The 19,375-nt window shown below is 67.8% G+C and carries 14 protein-coding genes and 1 pseudogene; 11 read left to right on the forward strand and 4 right to left on the reverse strand.

Translation table 11 applies throughout. The features are described 5' to 3' along the window. Positions 1-24 precede the first annotated feature (24 nt). The 8 genes and pseudogenes from ISP17_RS00910 to ISP17_RS00945 form a co-directional block, all read left to right on the forward strand. The gene (locus ISP17_RS00910; RefSeq protein WP_404629630.1) at positions 25-1,509 is read left to right on the forward strand and encodes an efflux transporter outer membrane subunit; all 1,485 of its coding nucleotides are present in this window, start codon (positions 25-27) and stop codon (positions 1,507-1,509) included. A gap of 9 nt (positions 1,510-1,518) precedes the next feature. Then, a complete protein-coding gene (locus ISP17_RS00915) occupies positions 1,519-2,721 on the forward strand; it encodes an HlyD family secretion protein (protein WP_404629631.1) in 1,203 nt (400 codons plus the stop codon). Between the two features lie 72 nt (positions 2,722-2,793). Beyond that, entirely contained in the window at positions 2,794-4,320 is a 1,527-nt protein-coding gene (locus ISP17_RS00920) for a DHA2 family efflux MFS transporter permease subunit (protein WP_404629632.1), read from the forward strand. Between the two features lie 97 nt (positions 4,321-4,417). After that, a complete protein-coding gene (locus ISP17_RS00925; RefSeq protein WP_404629633.1) occupies positions 4,418-4,735 on the forward strand; it encodes a hypothetical protein in 318 nt (105 codons plus the stop codon). A 58-nt stretch (positions 4,736-4,793) separates the two neighbouring features. Beyond that, on the forward strand, positions 4,794-5,222 hold the full coding sequence (locus ISP17_RS00930; RefSeq protein WP_404629634.1) for a hypothetical protein: 429 nt from the start codon (positions 4,794-4,796) through the stop codon (positions 5,220-5,222). 105 nt (positions 5,223-5,327) lie between these two features. After that, a complete protein-coding gene (locus ISP17_RS00935; protein ID WP_404629635.1) occupies positions 5,328-7,097 on the forward strand; it encodes a copper resistance system multicopper oxidase in 1,770 nt (589 codons plus the stop codon). A 143-nt stretch (positions 7,098-7,240) separates the two neighbouring features. Beyond that, positions 7,241-8,443 (forward strand): copper resistance protein B, encoded by a 1,203-nt coding sequence (locus tag ISP17_RS00940; RefSeq protein WP_404629636.1) that lies wholly within the window; start codon positions 7,241-7,243, stop codon positions 8,441-8,443. Between the two features lie 15 nt (positions 8,444-8,458). Next, a pseudogene (locus ISP17_RS00945) lies at positions 8,459-9,049 on the forward strand (c-type cytochrome); the annotation flags it as partial. A gap of 30 nt (positions 9,050-9,079) precedes the next feature. Here ISP17_RS00945 and ISP17_RS00950 read toward each other — a convergent pair. Further along, entirely contained in the window at positions 9,080-10,063 is a 984-nt protein-coding gene (locus ISP17_RS00950) for a cation diffusion facilitator family transporter (RefSeq protein WP_404629637.1), read from the reverse strand. A gap of 95 nt (positions 10,064-10,158) precedes the next feature. On the opposite strand from ISP17_RS00950, the gene ISP17_RS00955 reads away from it, so the two are divergent. Beyond that, a complete protein-coding gene (locus ISP17_RS00955) occupies positions 10,159-10,509 on the forward strand; it encodes a DUF3147 family protein (protein WP_404629638.1) in 351 nt (116 codons plus the stop codon). Positions 10,510-10,546: 37 nt separating this feature from the next. On the opposite strand, the gene ISP17_RS00960 is transcribed toward ISP17_RS00955, so the two are convergent. The 3 genes from ISP17_RS00960 to ISP17_RS00970 form a co-directional block, all read right to left on the reverse strand. Then, positions 10,547-11,071 carry an acyloxyacyl hydrolase gene (locus ISP17_RS00960; protein ID WP_404629639.1) on the reverse strand — a complete coding sequence of 175 codons (525 nt, stop codon included), beginning with the start codon at positions 11,069-11,071 and terminating at the stop codon, positions 10,547-10,549. 173 nt (positions 11,072-11,244) lie between these two features. Beyond that, positions 11,245-12,741, reverse strand: a complete 1,497-nt coding sequence (locus tag ISP17_RS00965) for a M16 family metallopeptidase (RefSeq protein ID WP_404629640.1) — start codon at positions 12,739-12,741, stop codon at positions 11,245-11,247. Then, positions 12,738-14,129 carry a M16 family metallopeptidase gene (locus tag ISP17_RS00970; RefSeq protein WP_404629641.1) on the reverse strand — a complete coding sequence of 464 codons (1,392 nt, stop codon included), beginning with the start codon at positions 14,127-14,129 and terminating at the stop codon, positions 12,738-12,740. Before ISP17_RS00970 ends, ISP17_RS00965 begins: the two co-directional genes overlap by 4 nt. A 150-nt stretch (positions 14,130-14,279) precedes the next feature. Between ISP17_RS00970 and ISP17_RS00975 the strand changes: the two genes are divergently transcribed. After that, the gene (locus tag ISP17_RS00975) at positions 14,280-15,752 is read left to right on the forward strand and encodes an MATE family efflux transporter (protein ID WP_404629642.1); all 1,473 of its coding nucleotides are present in this window, start codon (positions 14,280-14,282) and stop codon (positions 15,750-15,752) included. 373 nt (positions 15,753-16,125) lie between these two features. Next, entirely contained in the window at positions 16,126-19,203 is a 3,078-nt protein-coding gene (locus ISP17_RS00980) for a TonB-dependent receptor (RefSeq protein WP_404629643.1), read from the forward strand. Positions 19,204-19,375 lie beyond the last annotated feature (172 nt).

The following is a 19,375-nucleotide window of genomic DNA, read 5'->3' on the forward strand; positions in this document are numbered from 1 at the left end:
CCCCTTTCCCCAGAGATCATGACCATGCGTCTGCATTCTTTCGCCGCAGGCATCGGGCTCGCCCTGGCGTTGGCCGGCTGCGCCAGCAGCGGCGGCCTGCACACCAACGGCACGCCGACCGATCCGTCCGCGCTCGCCACTGCGCAAAGCCTGGCCCGCCTGCATGCGGCCGAGGCCAGCTGGCCGAGCGAGGACTGGTGGACCGCGCTGGGCGATCCCCAGCTCGACGCGCTGATCAACGAGGCCTTGCGCGACAACCCCAGTCTGGCCGTGGCCGACGCCCGCGCCCGCGCCGCCCAATCCGAAGTGGGCAGCGCCAACGCCGCGCGCGGCCCCAGCGTGAATGCCGGCGCCGCCGTGTCCGGCGCTCATCCGCCCTCCACCGTGGTGCCAGCGGACGTCGGTGGTGGCCACTTCATTACCGCCAAGTACGCCTACGCCAGCTTCAACTGGGGGCTGGACCTGTGGGGCGGCAAGAAGGCCGCATGGGAGGCCGCGGTCGGCGAGGCCAAGGCGGCAGACGTCGAGACGCGTGCCGCGCGCATCGAGCTGTCCACCAACGTGGCGCGCGCCTATGCGCAGCTCGGCTACGCGTTCGCCCAGAAGGATGTCGCCGACGCCGAGTTCAAGCGCGCCAGCGAGGCGCGCCAGCTGACCCGCCAGCGCGTCGACGCGGGCGTGGACAGCACGCTGCAGCTCAAGCAGGGCGACGCCGAGGTGGCGCAGGCCCAGCGCGAGCAGGCGGTGGCCGACCGCGCCGTGGATACCGCCCGCTCGGCGCTGTCGGTGCTGCTGGGCAAGGGGCCGGACCGCGGCCTGGCGATCGGCCGTCCGGCGGTGCTGCAGCCGGCCGCGGTGGCGGTGCCGGCGGACCTGTCGGCCGAGCTGATCGGCCATCGCCCGGACCTGGTCGCCGCGCGCTGGCGGGTCGAGGCGGCGCAGAAAGACATCAAGGCGGCCAAGACCGAGTTCCTGCCCAACCTCAGCATCGGTGCGCTGGCCGGCGTGCTCGCCACCGGCGGCACCAGCGTGTTCCAGCTGCCGGCGCGGTTCTACCAGCTCGGCCCCACGCTGAGCCTGCCGATCTACGACGGCGGGCGCCTGCGCGCCAACCTCGATCGCAAGGACGCCGCCTACGATCTGGCCGTAGCGCAGTACAACCAGACCCTGGTCGCCGCGGTGAACGAAGTGGCCGACGACCTTTCCGGCCTGAGCTCGCTCGCCACCCAGATCGACGCCCAGCAGCGCGCGCTCGACGCGGCGACACAGGCGTGGGATCTGGCCAGCCAGCGCTACCACGCCGGCGTGGGCAGCTACCTCGAGGCGCTCAGCGTACGCCAGCAGCTGCTGCAGGCCGAGCAGGGCCTCGCCGCGCTGAAGGCGCAGCAGGTCGACCTTTCAGTGCAGCTGCTCGCCGCGCTCGGCGGCGGCTACCAGCCGCGCAGCGCCGACGTCGTACCGCCCGCCGCTCCCGCTGCCCACTCCTCCTCCCCTTCCGATCATTCCTGAGGCCTGACCATGTCCAGCCAACCCTCCACTCCGGCCGACACCCAGGCCGGCACGCCGGCCAAGCCGGTCAACAGCCGTCGCGGCTTCTTCCTGCGCCTGCTCGGCGTGGTGGTGGTGCTTGCCGCCATCGCCTGGACCGCGTGGTACTTCCTCGACGGTCGCTGGTACGAGAGCACCGACGACGCCTACATCAACGGCAACGTGGTGCAGATCACCCCGCAGCTACCGGGCACCGTGGTGAGCATCGGCGCCGACGACGGCGACCGGGTGCACGCGGGCGACGTACTGGTGCGCCTGGACAAGAGCAATGCGGAGGTCGCGCTGGCCGAGGCCAAGGCCAACCTCGCCAACACCGTGCGCAAGGTGCGCGGCCTGTACAACAGCGTGACCAGCGCGCAGGCCGACGTGGCCGCGCGCCAGGTGGCCGTGGACAAGGCCCGCGCCGACTACGACCGCCGCAAGAACCTGGCCAGGACCGGCGCCATCTCCGCCGAGGAGCTGGCGCACGCCCGCGATGCGCTGGCCGCCGCCGAAAGCGGGCTGACCAACGCACAGCAGCAGTACAACACCTCCAGGGTGCTGGTCGACGACACCGTGGTCGCCTCGCATCCGGACGTCCAGATGGCTGCCGCCAAGCTGCGTGCCGCCTACCTCGACGATCTGCGTACCACCATCGTGGCGCCGGTGGATGGCTACGTCGCCAAGCGCTCGGTGCAACTCGGTCAGCGCGTGGCGCCGGGCATGGCGATGATGGCGGTGGTGCCGCTGCACCAGGTGTGGATCGACGCCAACTTCAAGGAAACCCAGCTCACCCACATGCGCATCGGCCAGCCGGTGGACATCACCAGCGACGTGTACGGCAGTGACGTGACCTACAAGGGCAAGGTGCAGAGCCTGGGCGTGGGCACCGGCAGCGCGTTCTCGCTGCTGCCGGCGCAGAACGCCACCGGCAACTGGATCAAGATCGTGCAGCGCGTGCCGGTGCGCATCGTGTTCACCGAGCCGAAGCAGCTCGACGCGCACCCGCTGCGCATCGGCCTGTCCAGCAACGTGGAGGTGAGCCTGCACGACCAGAACGGCCCGATGCTGGCGCAGCAGTCGCCGACCTCGCCGGTGCTTAACACCGACGTGTACGACAAGCAGCTGGCTCTGGCCGACACCGTCATCGCGCAGATCATCCACGCCAACATGGCCGGCGGTAAGGGCAAGTAAGGCCGACCGCCGCGCCGGTGCCGCCGTCCCCACGGCGGCGCCGGCTCCTCCCCCGTCCCCTATCGAGCCGTCATGAGCACAGCCTTCCGTCCACCCAATCTGGCGCTGACCACGGTCGGCCTGTCGCTGGCCACCTTCATGCAGGTGCTGGACACGACGATCGCCAACGTGTCGTTGCCGACCATCGCCGGCAATCTCGGCGTGAGCTCGAACCAGAGCACGTGGGTGATCACCTCGTTCGCGGTGAGCATGGCGATCGCGCTGCCGCTCACCGGCTTCCTCACCCGCCGCTTCGGCGAGGTGAAGCTGTTCATCTGGTCGACCCTGCTGTTCGCGCTCACCTCGTTCCTGTGCGGCATCTCGCAGAGCATGGGCATGCTGATCCTGTTCCGCGCGATCCAGGGCGCGGTGGCCGGCCCGATGTATCCGATCACGCAGAGTCTGCTGATCTCGATCTACCCGCCGGCCAAGCGCGGCATGGCGCTGGCGCTGCTGGCGATGGTGACGGTGGTGGCGCCGATCGCCGGCCCGATCCTGGGCGGCCTGATCACCGACAACTACTCGTGGCCGTGGATCTTCTTCATCAACGTGCCGATCGGCATCTTCGCCTCGATGGTGGTGGGCGCGCAGATGAAGGGTCGCGAGGAAAAGACCGAGCGGCCGAAGATCGACTACGTCGGCCTGGTCACCCTGATCATCGGCGTGGGTGCGTTGCAGGTGGTGCTGGACAAGGGCAACGACGAGGACTGGTTCAACTCCCAGTTCATTGTCATCACCAGCATCGTCTCGGCGGTGGCGCTGGCGGTCTTCCTGATCTGGGAACTCACCGACAAGGACCCGATCGTCAACCTCAAACTGTTCCGCCACCGCAACTTCAGTGCGGGCACGCTGGCGCTGGTGCTGGCCTATGCGGCGTTCTTCTCGATCGGCCTGATGGTGCCGCTTTGGCTGCAGCGCAATCTGGGCTACACCTCCACCTGGGCCGGCTACGCCACCGCGCCGCTGGGCATCATCCCGGTGCTGCTCACCTTCATCGTGGGCAAGTACGCCAGCCGGGTGGACCTGCGCTGGCTGGCGAGTGCAGCCTTCCTGGTGATGGGCATGACCTGCTTCATGCGCTCGGACTTCTACCTGCAGATCGACTTCTACCACGTGGCGATGGTGCAGCTGCTGCAGGGGCTGGGCGTGGCGCTGTTCTTCATGCCGGTGCTGTCGATCCTGCTGTCGGATCTGCAGCAGAACGAGATCGCGGCGGGCTCGGGCCTGGCCACCTTCCTGCGCACGCTGGGCGGCAGCTTCGCCGCCTCGCTCACCACCTTCATGTGGGAGCGTCGTGCGGTCACCCATCACGCGCAGCTGGCCGAGCAGATCACCCCGTACAACCCCACCGCGCAGGCGGCGCTGCAGCAGGTCGGCCACGGCGACACCACGTCGGCGGCGGCCAGCATCAACCAGATGATCACCCAGCAGGGCTATCAGATCTCCTTCAACGAGGTGTTCCACGTGCTGGGCTGGATCTTCCTGAGCCTGATCCTGGTGATCTGGCTGGCCAAGCCCCCGTTCGGCGCCAAGCCGGGGCCGGCCGCCGGCGGACATTGAGCGTGGCGTGGCCCTCGCGCGGCCTTCAGACAATTTGAACGGGGCGGGGACTAGGGTTTTCAGGCTGTATCCCGATCATCCCTTCAGGAGAACGTCCATGATCCGCACTCTTACCGCTTCCCTGCTCGTCCTTGCTCTGGGCACTGGCGCTGTGCTCGCTCAGGACACCATGCCGCCCGCCGCCTCCAGCGCCGGCGGCATGATGCAACCGATGCGCATGCAGCGCATGGCCGGAATGAACGTGAAGGGCAGACACCTCATGCCGGCCACGGTGACCGCCGCCGATGCGAGCACCGGCATCGTCGACGTCGATGCCGGCGGCATGGCGCTCAAGCTGCATTTTCCGCCGGCCGCCATGAAGGACCTCAAGGCCGGCGACAAGATCACCGTGCACATGGGCTTCAGCCAGCCGTGAACCGCATGGAGCTTGCTCCAGCGTTGAGCGTCCCCCCGACAGCGCCTAAGCTTTGCCGATGACTGCATCACCACGCCCGCTGCCGCCTCGTGCCATCCGCCTCTGGGCGATGAGCCTGCTGGCGTGGCTGATGCTGGTGCTCAACGCGGCGCATGCCGTGCCGATGGCGGCGATGGCGCGCGCCGGCCACGCGGCGGCGACCTCCTTGATGTCGATGCCGGCCGCCACGACCACGGGCACGGCGTGCGACCACGCCGGCGTCGGTCATGGGCAGGCGCCGGAGCACTTCGCCCACTCCGACCACTGCTGCAGCGCCGGCACGAGCAGTGCGTCGTGTCATTGCCCCACCCTGTGCGCGCCGGCACTGCTGCCGGTGCCCGATCTGGTGTTCGCCACCCTTGCGCCCGCCGGTAGCCCCACTCGCGGCGCGATTGGCGCCGCCCCGCAACGTCCCGGCCGGCCGCCGCTGCGACCGCCGCTGCACTGACTCTCCCTGCGTCCCGAGATGGCCCCGCCGCGTAGCTTCCCCGGCGCGGGCCCGTGATGTTGCCACGCACCGGTTCGGCCGCGCGCCGCATGATGGAGAGTTCGCATGACCCGTTTGCTCATTCCCGCCCCGCCCACTGGCGGCGGGCCGGACACGTCCCGCCGCCGTTTCCTCCAGGGCCTCGCGCTGGGTGGCACGGGGATCGGTCTCGGCCTGCTCGGCGGCCAGTGCGCGTTTGCCGCCGGCGCGCCGGGCGCCTCCGGCGGCAGCGCGCCGACGGTGCTGTCCGGCACCGACTTTGCGCTTCAGATCGATCAGGTGCCGGTGAACTTCACCGGCGCGCGGCGCTTGGCGCACGCGGTCAACGGCCAGGTGCCCGGGCCGCTGCTGCGCTGGAAGGAAGGCACCGACGTCACCCTGCGCGTAACCAACCGGCTGGCGGTGCCCACCTCGATCCACTGGCACGGCATTCTGCTGCCGTTCGACATGGACGGCGTGCCCGGCATCGGCTTTCCCGGCATCGCGCCGGGCGAAACCTTCACCTACCGCTTCCCGGTGCGCCAGAGCGGCACCTACTGGTACCACTCGCACTCGGGTTTCCAGGAGCAGACCGGCCTGTTCGGCGCGATCGTGGTCGAGCCGGCCGCCGGCGAGCGCCATCACGCCGAGCGCGACTACGTGGTGATGCTCAACGACTGGACCGACGAGGACCCCGCGCACATCTACGCCACCCTCAAGCGACACAGCGACTACTACAACTTCGCCGAGCCCACCGCACCGGAGTTCTTCCACGATGTGCGAACCATGGGCCTGCAGCAGGCGCTGGCCAGGCGGCGCATGTGGAACCAGATGCGCATGAGCCCGAGCGACCTCGCCGACGTCTCCGGCACTACCTACACCTACCTCATGAACGGCATTACGCCGAACGGCAACTGGACCGGCCTGTTCCGGCCCGGCGAGCGGGTGCGGCTGCGCTTCATCAACGGCTCGTCGATGAGCTTCTTCGACGTGCGCATCCCCGGCCTCAAGATGACCGTGATCGCCGCCGACGGGCAGGACGTGGAGCCGGTCGCCGTGGACGAGTTCCGCATCGGCGTGGCCGAGGTCTACGACGTGCTGGTGGAGCCGCAGGACGACCGCGCCTACACCGTCTTCGCGCAGTCGATCGACCGCACCGGCTACGCCCGCGGCACGCTGGCGCCGCGCCCGGGCATGCGCGCCGAGGTGCCGGCCATGGACCCGCGCCAGCGCCTGGCGATGGTCGACATGATGGGCGCGATGGGCAACGGCGGTCACTCCGGCCCTGACGGCGGCATGCAGGGCATGGACATGGGCGGTGCCGGGGCCAACGTACCGGCCGTGCACCATGCCCGCACCGAATACGGTCCGGGCGTGGACATGCGCGTGGACATGCCGCGCAGCAATCTCGACGACCCGGGCGTCGGCCTGCGCGACAACGGTCGACGCGTGCTCACCTATGCCGACCTGCACACCATTGGCGGCCCGCTCGACCCGCGTGCGCCCAGCCGCACCATCGAACTGCACCTCACCGGCAACATGGAGCGCTACGAGTGGTCGTTCGACGGCGTGAAGTACTCCGACGCCACGCCGATCCACTTCCGCGCCGGCGAGCGGCTGCGCATCGTGCTGGTCAACGACACCATGATGAACCACCCGATCCACCTGCACGGCATGTGGAGCGAGCTGGAAAATCCCGACGGCTCGTTCCAGCTGCGCAAGCACACCATCAACGTGCAGCCCGCGCAGCGCATCAGCTACGCGGTGACCGCCGACGCGCTCGGCCGCTGGGCGTATCACTGCCACATGCTCTATCACATGGAGGCGGGCATGTTCCGCGAGGTGGTGGTGGCATGAGGCGGCCGACTGTTTTCTCTCACGTCGCGCGCGCCGGGCTCGGTTTCGCGCTCGCCCTTGGCGGCGCGGCTTGGATGCCATCGGCCTCGGCCCAATCAGCGCCCGCATCGTCCGCCTCCACCGCCAATGCTCACGCGATGGACATGGGTGCGATGCCCATGGGCGACATGCCGATGCCGGCGTCTGCGTCCAGCACGGACGCGCCGGCCTCGGCGGCGATGCCCGGGATGGATCACGCGACGCATGCCGACCATGCGCGCGCGGCCGCATCCTCGTCGTCGATGCCGGACATGCGCGCGATCGACCACGGCGCGACGCCGGACATGAAGGTCATGCACGGCGCCAGCCATCCGGCGGCTGCCGCTTCATCGATGTCCGGCATGGACGCGATGCCGGGGATGGATCACGCGATGCGGGAAGGCCCCCCCCCGGCGGCCGCATCCTCCTCGTCGATGCCGGTCATGCCTGCGATGGACCACGGCGCGATGCCGGCTATGAAGGCCATGCAGCACGACGGCAGCCACCCGCCTGCTGCCGCCCCGTCGATGTCTGGTATGGATGCGATGCCGGGTATGGATCATGCGGCGCAGGACGGCGGCATGGCCGGCATGTCGATGGGCGCCATGCAGGGAGGCGCGGCGCCGGCGGGTGCGCGCAGTCCGGATTACTCCGACGGCTACGGCTACAGCACCATGCCCGGCATGGACATGTCCGACAGCGCTCCGCTCGGCATGCTGCTGGTCGATCAGCTGGAGGCCTTCCACGGTCGCGACGGCAGCGGCCAGGCGTGGGACCTGCAGGGCTGGTACGGCGGCGACACCGACAAGCTGTGGCTGCGCAGCGAGGGCGAGCGCAGCGGCGGGCGGCTGGAGGATGGCGATGTCGAGGCGCTGTGGAGCCACGCCGTGGCGGCCTATTGGGACCGCACGCTCGGCGTGCGCCACGATCTTGGCGCGGGTCCGTCGCGCGACTGGCTCGCCGCCGGCGTGCAGGGTCTGGCGCCGTACTGGTTCGACGTGGAGGCCACGCTCTATCTGGGCACGTCCGGCCGCAGCGCGGCGCGGGTGCGCGCCAGCTACGACGTGCTGTTTACCCAGCGGCTGATCCTGCAGCCCGAGCTGGAGGCGAACCTGTACGGTCGCCGCGATCCGGCACGCGGGCTCGGCCGCGGCCTCACTGACGTACAGTTCGGCCTGCGGCTGCGCTACGAGGTGCGTCGCGAGTTCGCGCCGTATGTGGGCGTGCAGTTCGTGCAGCGCGTCGGCTCAACCGCCGACCTCGCCCGTGCGGCCGGCCGCCCGGTGTTCGACCGGCAGTTCGTGGCCGGCCTGCGTTTCTGGTTCTGACCTGGATCACCTGCCATGCCCACCTCGCTTCGATCGTTTTTCCTCGGCGTGCTCGCCACGCTGGTGCTGCTGGCCGTGGGCGTGCTCGCCTTCGTCTGGTCGGGCCGCTACGACATGGGCGCGGACGCCCCGCACACCCGGCCGGTGTTCGCGCTGATGCAGACGATGCGCGAGCGCTCGATCCGCGCCCACGCGGCCGACCTCGTGGTACCTGATCTGAGCGACCCGCAGCTCGTGCTCAAGGGTGCCGGCCAGTACGCGGCGATGTGCACGCAGTGCCATCTCTCGCCGGTGATGACGGATTCGGAAATCCGCCCGGGCCTTTACCCGCAGCCGCCCAACCTGAGCCGGGTGCGGGTCGATCCGAAGCAGGCGTTCTGGGCGATCAAGCACGGCATCAAGATGAGCGCGATGCCGGCGTGGGGCGCCAGCCACGATGACGCGACGATCTGGTCGATGGTCGCCTTCCTGCAGAAACTCCCCGGCATGAGCGCGCAGGAATACAAGGACATCGTGGCCCGGGCGCCGCCGGACGAGGACATGGACATGGGTGCGGAGGCCGCCGCCCCGGCGCCGCCCCACCACGACAACGGCGGCGCGCCCGACGCACACTGAGCCGTCGACGCGAGGCTCGACTCAGTGCGCGTGCGAGAACGCGCACGGCGCGCGCGTGCCGCGACCGTCCTCGTCCGCGTGATCGGTCTGCAGCGTCACGTGGGTGATCGCGAAGCGCTCGGCGAGCATCGCCTGCACCTCGCGGCGGGTGTCGTGGCAGTCCAGCGCGCGGTTCACGAACAGGTGCGCCGACAGCGCCGGCATGCCCGAGGTGACCTCCCACACGTGCAGGTCTTCCACCGCGGTGATGCCGTCGACCGCGCGCATCGCCTGGCCGATCGTGGTCGGGTTCAGCCCGCGCGGCGCCGCTTCGAGGAACACGCGGCCGGAGTCGCGCACCAGCGCATAGCCGGCCTTGAACATCAACGCGGCGACGACCAGCGCGGCGATCGAGTCGACGCGGTTCCAGCCCGTCCACCACACGATGGCGCCGGCGACGGCGGTGGCGATGAAGGCGTACAGGTCGGTGAGGATGTGCTGGAAGCTGCCCTCCACGTTCAGGCTCTGCCGGTTGGCCTTGCTCATCACCCACACCGCGACCAGGTTCACGCCGATGCCGACCGTGGCCACCACGGTGACCAGCGCGCCATCGACACGCGGCGGCGTGATCAGCCGCACCACCGCCTCGATGATGAACCACGCCGACAGCAGCAGCAGCGACAGGCCGTTGATCTGCGCACTGAGGATCTCCGCGCGCTTGAGCCCGAACGTGTAGCTGCCGCTGGCGGGCCTTTTGGCCAGGCTCATCGCCCACAGCGCCAGCGCGATCGCGGCGGCGTCGGTGAGCAGGTGGCCGGCGTCCGAAATTAGCGCCAGCGAGCCGGCGATCAGGCCGACCGCCACTTCCACCACGGTGAAGCCGAGCAGCAGGGCCAGCGCTACGGCGAGATAGCGGCGGTCGGCATCCTGCGCGATGGCGTGGCTGTGTCCGTGGTCGTGGGCATGCGCATCATCGTGCGCGTGCGGCGCGTGGTCGTGCGGGTGATCGTGGTGGTGGGATGTCACGGCAGGCGGTTCGGCAACGAGGCGACGGTCGTTGAACGATACGATGGGCTCCCTGCGTTATGCCATCACACGCCGTCGAGCAAGCGAGTCGCGCCATGCCCTGGATCATCACCAAGTACCTGATCACCGCCGCCGTAGTGGTCGTTGTTTCCGAGGTAGCCAAGCGCAGCGATCGCGCCGGTGCGCTGATCGCCTCGCTTCCGCTGGTCACGCTGCTGGCGTTGATCTGGCTGCATGTGGAGAAGCAGTCGACCGCGAAGATCGCCAACCACGCCTGGTACACCTTCTGGTACGTGGTGCCCACGCTGCCGATGTTCCTGGCGTTTCCGCGCCTGCTGGCGCGCTTCGGCTTCTGGCCGGCGCTGGCGATCAGCGCGGTGATCACGGTGATTTGCTTCGCGCTGTTCGCGCTGGCGGTGAAGCCGTTGGGGATCAAGCTGCTCTGATCCGGCGGCCGGCGCGCGAGGCGCCGGCCGCGGCCGATCAAATGTCGAAGCCCACGCCGACCAGGGCCATGGTTTCGCCGCTGTTGGGGTCGTGCAGGCCACCGTTGGAGATGTGGCGGATGCCGAAACTCACGTGCTTGAACTGCAACCCCAGCGTGCTGACAAACTGGTAGTGGCTGGAGAGCGCCTGGGTGGCGTGGTTGGTGCCGGCCAGCTGGAAGCTGAAGAACAGCGGGTAAAACCATGCGCTCTCGTCGCTGGTGCGCAAGCGTGCGCCAGCGGCCACCAGCGCCACCGAGGGGCGCGTGGTCTGGCTGTACTTCCTGGTCAGGTCGCGGCCGTCGATCCAGCCGGCCGAGACGTCCGGCGACCAGGTATATCGGCTGTTGCCGATGGCATGCGGGGCGAACACTGCCTCGACGAAGGCGGTGTTGGTGCCGTGCGAATCCATGTAGCTGCGGCCCGCCTGCACTTCCACGTGGGTAGCGGCCTGCGAGAGCGCGGGCAGTGCGATCAGGGCAAGTGCAACGGCGAGACGACGGGGGGAGGGAAAGGCGTGCACGATCGGGGTTCCTTGGTATTTTTGTGGTTACTGCACCCGTTAGTTTAATAAAGATCCGTGCAGCCGTAGTGAATATTCGTGCGCCTTTTGGCACGACTCTGCGTTTCGCGTACGACAACAAAAAGCCCGGGCGATCACTCGCCCGGGCCCTGCCATCCCGAGGGGGGCGCAGTTCAGCGCGCGCCGGCCACCTCCGTCGCCTGCAGGCTGGCGTCGTCCAGATCCAGCGACTTCGCCGGCAGCTGCCGGCCTTGCGGGTGCGCCTTCAACAGGGCGGCGCCGAACTGTGCGGCATCGCCGACCACCACCACGTGCCGCCCGGACTCACCCAGGTGGGCCTGCGCGTAGCGCTGGATCTGCGCCGGCGTCACCGCCTGCACGCGGTCGATGTAGCGGCCGATGTCGGCCAGGTCCACGCCGTACACCGCCAGCTCGCCCACCTGGCGGGCCAGCCCCGACGTGGTCTCCAGGCTGCGGCCGTATTCGCCCGCCAGGGTGGCCTTGCGCGCGGCCAGTTCATCGGCGCCCACCGGCGTGCTGCCGAGCCGATCGAACTCGCCCTGCATCAGCGTCACCACCTGCGTGGCTGAGGGGTTCTTGGTCTGCGCCGCGGCCAGCCACAGGCCGCTGCCGCGGCGCGGGTCGAAGCTGCTGCTGGCGCCGTAGGACAGGCCGCGCTTGATGCGGATCTCTTCATTGAGCCGGGCCGAGTACGAGCCGCCCAGCACGGCGTTGGCGACGGTGCCGACATAGAAGTCCGCATCTCCGCGCGGCGGCGCGGTGTGCGCCGCCACCACTCCGGCCTGGCCCGCGCCGGGCTGGTCGATCACCAGCAGGTCGGGCAGGGCCGTGCGGCCTCCGGCGACCGGTGCCGCCGCCAGCGGCGTGGCCGGCGCCTGCCAGTCGCCGAAGCTGGCGCGCGCCAGCTCGGCCGCCTGGGCCGGCGTGATGTCGCCGGTGAGCACGAGGATCGCGTTGTCCGGCCGGTACAGCGTGCGGTGCAGCTGCTCCACGTCGGTGCGTGTGATGCGCTTGAGCGAAGCCGGCGTGCCGCTGCGCGAGTGGCCGTAGGCGCCGTCGCCGAATACGCCCCGCGCGGCGGCCAGCGACGCCAGCGTGGTGGGGCGGCTGAGCATCAGCTGCAGGTCGTCCAGCGCCTGCGTGCGGGCGCGGGACAGTTCGTCCTCGGCAAACGCCGGGCGACGCACCACGTCGGCAAGCAGCGCCAGCGCCTCGCCGAGCCGCGGCGTGGTGACGGTGATACCGACGCCGCTCTCGTCCCAGCCGGCGGAGGCATCCAGCGTGCCGCCCAGTGCTTCCGCCGCGGCGGCGATCTGCGGCGCGGTCTTGCCGGCGGCGCCCTTGGTCAGCAGGTTGGCGGTGAGGCTGGCCAGGCCCGCTTCGCCGGCCGGGTCCATCTCGCCACCGCGGCGGATCAGCAGTCGCGCGGTGACCAGCGGCAGGTCGGCGCGACGCACGCTGACCACGCGCAGGCCGTTGGCCAGCGTCTGGCTGGACGGCGTGGGCACGTGCAGCCGCGGCGCGGCGGCGGGCGGCGGCGGGGTGCTGGGGAAATCCGCGGCGCTGGCGGCGGTACTGTTGGCGCTGGCGACGCCGAGGCCGGCGGCAATCAGCGCGACGAGGGCAAGGCGGTGCATCGATCGGCTCATTTCGTCGCTCCCTGGCTAGTGGCCTGCGCGCCCTTGGGCTGCGGCAGGTAGTCGATGGTCACGCTGTGCGCGCCGGTGACGTAGGTGTGCAGCACGCGCTGCACGTCGGCGGCGCTCACCTTCTGCAGGGTGGCCAGGTCAGTGTTCACGTGCGCGGGATCGCCGTCGATCAACGACGCCTGGCCCAGCGCGAAGGCCAGGCCCATCGGGGTCTGGCGTTGCTTGAGCTGGCCGGTGAGCAGCTGGGTCTTCACCTTCGCCAGCTCCGCGTCGGGAATCGGCTGGGTGGCGAGCCGGTCGATCTCTGCGCGCAGCAGTTTCTCCGCCTCGTCCGGCGTGTGGCCACTGGCGAGGATGGCGTAGGCGGTGAACAGCCCCGGGCCCACGCGCGCGTCGGCATCGGCGCCGACCTGTTGCGCCACCTGGCTGCGATAAACCAGCGACTGGTACAGCCGCGAGGAGTCGCCCTCGGACAGCAGCGCCGCGGCGACCTGCAGCGGGATGGTGTCGGCCGATGGTGTCGGCGGGATCAGCCAGGTCATCGCGATGCCGGGCAAAGGCGCGGTGGGGCTGGTCTCGGTGTAGCGCTTGTCCGCCGTGCGCGCCGGTTCGACCGCGGCGACCTGCGGTACCGGGGTGGCCGGCTTGGGAATCCAGCCGAAGTACTGATCGACCCACGCGTCGAGCTGCTTCGGGTCGAAATCGCCGGCGACTATCAGCGTGGCGTTGTCGGGGCGGTAGAAGGTGCGGTGGAAGTCGATCACGTTCTGCAGCGAGGCGGCGTCCAGATCCTCGATGCTGCCGATGGTCGGGCGCTGGTACGGATGCACCGTGTACGAGTGCGGGCCTATCGCGTTGAACAGCTTGCCGTACGGATTGGCCAGCACGCTCTGGCGGTATTCCTCCTGCACCACGGCGCGCTCGGACTTGAAGTTCTTTTCGTCCACGTTGAGGTTGGACAGCCGCTCGGCCTCGGCCCACAGCAGGGTGCGCAAGTAGTTGGCCGGCACCACCTCGTAGTAATTGGTGACGTCGTCGCTGGTAGAGGCGTTGTTGGCGCCGCCGACGTCCTCGGTGAGCCGGTCCATCTGCTCGGAGTGCATGTGCTTGGTGCTCTTGAACATCAAGTGCTCGAACAGGTGCGCAAAGCCGGAGCGGCCGGCGGGGTCGTCCTTCGAGCCCACGTGGTACCAGACCTGCACGGTGACCGTAGGGCTGGCGTGGTCCTCCACGCTGAGCACCTGCAGCCCGTTGGACAGCGTGCGCTCGCGGTAATGGATGGGCGGCACGACAAGGTCGGCAGCAGCGGCTGCCGGCGGTGCCAGTACGCCGGCAACCAGCAAGGTGAGCGAGGCGAGCCGGACAGCGGCCCGCAGTGGGTGGCGCATGGTGCTACTCCTTCCTGGATGGTCCGCCGACGATAGCAAGCCGACGCGCCCGGCCGTCCGTGACTTTCGGCCCTTGGCTGCGGCGCGTGCCTACCCGTCGCACGGATATGCGAAGCTGCGCGACCGCCGACGCCTGCCCACGGACTGACCATGCGCCCCGCGACCGCCCCCGCCTCGCTTACCGAAGGGCCGATCGCCCGCAGCCTGCTGCTGTTCGCCCTGCCGATTCTCGGCAGCACGGTGCTGCAGTCGCTCAATGCATCGGTCAACGCGATGTGGATCGGCCACTTCCTCGGCGAGGCGGCACTCACCGCCACCAGCAACGCCACGCTGATCCTGTTCCTGCTGCTGTCGGCCGTGTTCGGCGTGAGCATGGCGTCCACCATCCTGGTGGGCCAGAGCCTGGGCGCGAAGGACGTGGCCGAGGCGCGCCGCGTGGTCGGCACCGGGGTGGGCTTCTTCGTGGCGGTGTCGCTGGCGGTGGCGATTGCGGGCTGGTTCGGCACCGCCGGCATGCTGCGCTTGCTGGGCACACCGCCTGACGCGCTGCCGTATGCAGTGGCCTACCTGCGCATCATCTTCGTGGCGCTGCCGTCGATGTACTTCTACAGCTTCCTGATGATGACGCTGCGCGGCGCGGGTGATTCGAAGACGCCGTTCCTCTTCATGGGCCTGTCGGTGGTGCTGGACATCGGCCTGAACCCGCTGCTGATGTTTGGCTGGGGACCGTTCCCGAAGCTCGGCATCGCCGGTTCGGCCACCGCCACGCTGATTGCGCAGACCGTGGCGCTGGCGGCGTTGCTGATCACGCTGTACCGGCGCCGGCACTTCCTGTGGATCGGCCGGCATGAACTGGCGCTGCTGAAGCCTGACGCCGCGATCCTGCGCGCGCTGGTGCTCAAGGGCCTGCCGATGGGCCTGCAGATGATCGTGATCTCCTCTTCCGCCATCGTGATGATGCGGCTGGTGAACGCCTACGGTTCGCAGACGGTGGCTGCCTACGGTGCTGCCACCCAGCTGTGGACCTACGTGCAGATGCCGGCGATGGCGATCGGCGCGGCGGTGTCCTCGATGGCGGCGCAGAACGTGGGGGCGCGGTTGTGGCAGCGGGTAGACCGCATCGCGCTGACCGGCGTGGCCTACAACTTCCTGCTCGGCGGCTCGCTGATCGCGCTGATCTACCTGTTCAACCGCGCGGCGCTCAACCTGTTTCTGCCCGGCGACGGCGTCGCGCTGGAACTGGCCAGCCACCTCAACGCGATCGTGGTGTGGTCGTTCCTGTTCTTCGGCGTCACCTTCGTGCTGTTCGGCGTAGTGCGCTCCACCGGCGCAGTGTGGCCGCCGCTGGTGATCCTGCTGCTCACGATGTGGTTCGTGCGCCCGCCGTTCGCGCTCGCGCTGCAGCAGCGCCTGGGTGCCGACGCGATCTGGTGGAGCTTTCCGCTGGGCTCGTTGATCTCGATGCTGCTGGCAATGGCCTATTACCGCTACGGCGGCTGGCGCAAAGCCCGCATGCTTGCGCCGAGCCATGCCGGCCAGGCGCCGACTACCGGTCTGGGGGTTCCAGTGGCGCCGATGGGTGAATCGATACGCTCCAAGACTGCTGCGTTGGACATGCACTGACCAAACGCGAGCTGTGCTCATCCATTCATCCATAGTGCACATGCCGAGTGCCGTGACCTACGCATCCCGGTGGTTGCGCACCCAGCAGGATCAGTGACCCACCGCGCTTTTTTATCGTTCAGTGCTTGCTAAGAAATTGTTGACACTGCCGGTGGCGGCGTCGTACGTTCGGAGAGCGGACAGAGGTATGCAACCCTGCCCACAGCCGCTGTTCTTGAGCCACCGCCACTGGATCGGTGTCGATCCCGGACCAGCAGCAAAGTTTCTTTTGAGACACAAGTTATTGATTCTTCAGTAACTTAGAGGCCGGCCGCAAGAATTGGCGTCCGAATTTTTTTGCCCACTTGGGCAGATCTGGGGAGATCGGTTAAACATGACAACCAATACGCGTAATTCCTCGCAGGGGTTGAACCCCCGGCGCAACGCTCTGGCCCTCGCGCTCGCGCTGGGTATGGGGCTCACCGGCGTCGCCTACGCTCAGGCCACCACGGGTTCGATCTTCGGTACCGCGCCGGTCGCGTCGGGTGAATCGGTCAAGGTGACCAACCTGTCGAACGGCACCACTCGTACCGTTGCCGTCGATTCGAGCGGCCGCTACGCCGCCACCAACCTGCCGGTCGGCACCTACAGCGTCTCCCTGATCAAGGACGGCGCGGTCATCTCCACCAACGACAAGGTCGTGGTCAGCGTCGGCGGCGGTACGGAAGTGCCTTTCGCCAGCGAGCAGAACGCCCAGAACCTGAGCGCCGTGTCGGTCGTGGCGAGCGCCCTTCCGGCGATCGACGTGTCCAGCGTCACCTCCAGCACCGTCATTACCTCGAAGGATCTGCAGCAGCTGCCGGTTGGCCGCAGCGCCGAGTCCATCGCGCTGCTGGCGCCCGGCACCGTGCAGGGCAGCGGCTTCTTCGGCAATGCCGTGTCGTTCGGCGGCTCGAGCGTTTCCGAGAATGCGTACTACATCAACGGCTACAACACCGGCGAGCCGTACCGCAACATCGGCGGCTTTGCGCTGCCCTACGGCTCGATCGATCAGCAGCAGACGCTGACCGGCGGCTACAGCGCCAAGTACGGTCGTTCCGACGGCGGCGTGATCAACCAGATCGGCAAGCGCGGCACCAACGAGTGGCACTTTGGCGGACAGGTCGCCTGGGCGCCGAAGTATCTCTCCTCGGGCGGCAAGGACGAATACTACGGCCATCCGGCCATTCCGGCGCCGACGCCCGATGGTACGCCGTTTACGCTGGCTGACCCCTCCCTGCCGGGTACGCTGTATTGGGATCGCAGCAAGAACAAGTCGTGGGAGACGATCTACTCCGGCTACGTCGGCGGTCCGCTGATCAAGGACAAGCTGTACATGTTCCTGTCGGCCGAGCAGACCAAGACCAAGGGCACTACGGTCGGCAACCTCGACAACGGCCGCGAGCTGTTCTACACGAACAAGGAAAACAAGGTCTACGGCAAGATCGACTGGAACATCAACGAGAACAACATTCTCGAAGCCACCTACATGTCCGATCGTCAGGACAATGGCGGCGGCAGCACGTACAACTACGACTACACCACGCTGTCCACGGCCGACTTCGTCCAGCCGAGCAATCGCGACAAGCAGACGGCGACCTTCTACATCGGCAAGTACACCAGCTATATCGGTGACAACGCCACGCTGAGCGTCGAGTACGGCAAGGGTCGCTTCACCAACCCGACCATCTACGGCGCCCTGAGCGACCTGCCGTTCATCTCGCTGGCAGGCAATCAGAACCCGGCGTACACCGGTGATACGCAGATCCGCAACGCCCAGACCGTCACGCAGCTGTCGGCCATTGATGCGGCGTCGAACACGCGTGGCCTGCGCGTCGACTTCGATTACCGCCTGGGTGACCACGATCTGAGCGTCGGTATCGACAACCAGTACTACAACGCCCACAACCAGGGCACCTACGCCAGCGGTCCCGGCGCCAGCATCACCGATCCGTTCAATAACGCGAACGGCTACTACTGGCGGTATCTCGTCAAAACCAATGCGGATCAGAGCAAGACCTATACCGTCGACCAGCGTCACTTTGCGAAGCTGGCCAGCATGTCGCTCTCGCAGAAGGCCTACTACCTGCAGGACGTCTGGCAGGTCGCGCAGAACGTGCAGTTGAACCTCGGCCTCCGCAATGATCGCTTCACCAACTACAACGACCTGCATCAGGCGTTCGTGGATGAGAAGAATCAGTGGGAACCGCGCCTGGGCGTCAGCTGGGACGTGAACGGCGACTCGTCGTTCAAGGTCTACGGCAACGCCGGTCGTTACTATCTGGCATTGCCGAACAATGCGGCCGAGCGCGCAGCGACCCGTTCGACTTTCCTAGACACCATCTACAGCTACACCGGAATCGATGCTAATGGCATTCCGACCGGTCTGACAGTGGTTAGGCCGACCCGTTCCCCGGACGGCGAGACCGGTGGCGCGAAGGATCCGAAGCAGGTCACTGCGCGCAACCTCAAGGCACAGTACCTCGACGAGTACATCGTGGGCTTCGACAAGCAGCTCAACGACAACTGGACCTATGGTGCCAAGGTCACGTATCGCGACCTGAAGACCGCGATCGACGACGAGTGCTCGCCGGGCCAGATCGCGGCCAAGATGACCAAGATGGGCCTGGATCCGAACCAGTACTACGACTCGCTGTACGGTGCGGCCTACTGCCGCCTGATCAACCCGGGCTTGACCAACGACATGTTGGTTACGCGCGACGACGGCACCGGTTCGACCATCGTCAAGATGACCCAGCAGGACTGGGGCTATCTCAAGGGCGTGAAGCGTGAAATCGCCTCCCTCGACCTCTACCTCGAGCATCCGTTCGACGGCAAGTGGATGGGCCGCGTGGACTACACCTACAGCCACGGCCAGGGCAACACCGAGGGCCAGGTGCGCTCCGACTTCGGCCAAGGCGACGTGTCGAAGACGGAGGACTGGGATTCCTGGCAGCTGATGCAGGGCCAGGACGGCGAGCTGATCAACAACCGCAAGCATTCGATTCGCTTCCGCGGTGCCTATCAGTTCACGCCGGAATGGCTGGTGTCGGCCACTGCGCTGATCCAGTCCGGTACGCCGAAGGAGTGCCTGGGTTACTTCGGCCCGAATGCCGATGGCGACCCGACCGGCTACAACAACGGCGGCAGCGGCAACTACCACTGGTGCGGTGGCAAGATCGTGCATCCGGGTGATCCGGGCCACACCCCGTGGACCAAGACCATCAACCTGGGCGTGCGTTACGCACCGAACTTCGCTGATCAGAAGCTCGCCTTCAAGTTCGATATCTACAACGTGCTGAACGACCAGAAGGCCACCCAGACCTATGCGGCTGGCGAATCCGGTCCGCACACGATCAACAACTTGTATGGCATGGGCATCTACTTCCAGCCGCCGCGTTACATGCGTCTGTCGGTGTCCTACGACTACTGAGAAATCTGAAGAACTCGAAGTAGTGCAACTTTGAAAACCACCGACCTCCGGGTCGGTGGTTTTTTTTTTGCGCAAAGCTCGGCAAGCGCCAGGCGATGTTCGATCCTGAAACCGCATCTCGCGCGCTCAGCGCCCAGCCCGTGCTTGCATAGGTTGGGCTGTCCTGTCTGCA

This window comes from Dyella ginsengisoli, from assembly GCF_044904665.1.
Lineage (GTDB): Bacteria > Pseudomonadota > Gammaproteobacteria > Xanthomonadales > Rhodanobacteraceae > Dyella_A > Dyella_A ginsengisoli.

What these genes read in the sequence shown, in the direction of transcription:
- ISP17_RS00910 (WP_404629630.1), top strand. Translation starts at nt 25, where the DNA reads ATGCGTCTGCATTCTTTCGCCGCAGGCATCGGGCTCGCCCTGGCGTTG.
- ISP17_RS00915 (WP_404629631.1), top strand. Translation starts at nt 1,519, where the DNA reads ATGTCCAGCCAACCCTCCACTCCGGCCGACACCCAGGCCGGCACGCCG.
- ISP17_RS00920 (WP_404629632.1), top strand. Translation starts at nt 2,794, where the DNA reads ATGAGCACAGCCTTCCGTCCACCCAATCTGGCGCTGACCACGGTCGGC.
- ISP17_RS00925 (WP_404629633.1), top strand. Translation starts at nt 4,418, where the DNA reads ATGATCCGCACTCTTACCGCTTCCCTGCTCGTCCTTGCTCTGGGCACT.
- ISP17_RS00930 (WP_404629634.1), top strand. Translation starts at nt 4,794, where the DNA reads ATGACTGCATCACCACGCCCGCTGCCGCCTCGTGCCATCCGCCTCTGG.
- ISP17_RS00935 (WP_404629635.1), top strand. Translation starts at nt 5,328, where the DNA reads ATGACCCGTTTGCTCATTCCCGCCCCGCCCACTGGCGGCGGGCCGGAC.
- ISP17_RS00940 (WP_404629636.1), top strand. Translation starts at nt 7,241, where the DNA reads ATGGGTGCGATGCCCATGGGCGACATGCCGATGCCGGCGTCTGCGTCC.
- ISP17_RS00955 (WP_404629638.1), top strand. Translation starts at nt 10,159, where the DNA reads ATGCCCTGGATCATCACCAAGTACCTGATCACCGCCGCCGTAGTGGTC.
- ISP17_RS00965 (WP_404629640.1), bottom strand. Translation starts at nt 12,741, where the DNA reads ATGAGCCGATCGATGCACCGCCTTGCCCTCGTCGCGCTGATTGCCGCC.
- ISP17_RS00970 (WP_404629641.1), bottom strand. Translation starts at nt 14,129, where the DNA reads ATGCGCCACCCACTGCGGGCCGCTGTCCGGCTCGCCTCGCTCACCTTG.
- ISP17_RS00975 (WP_404629642.1), top strand. Translation starts at nt 14,280, where the DNA reads ATGCGCCCCGCGACCGCCCCCGCCTCGCTTACCGAAGGGCCGATCGCC.
- ISP17_RS00980 (WP_404629643.1), top strand. Translation starts at nt 16,126, where the DNA reads ATGACAACCAATACGCGTAATTCCTCGCAGGGGTTGAACCCCCGGCGC.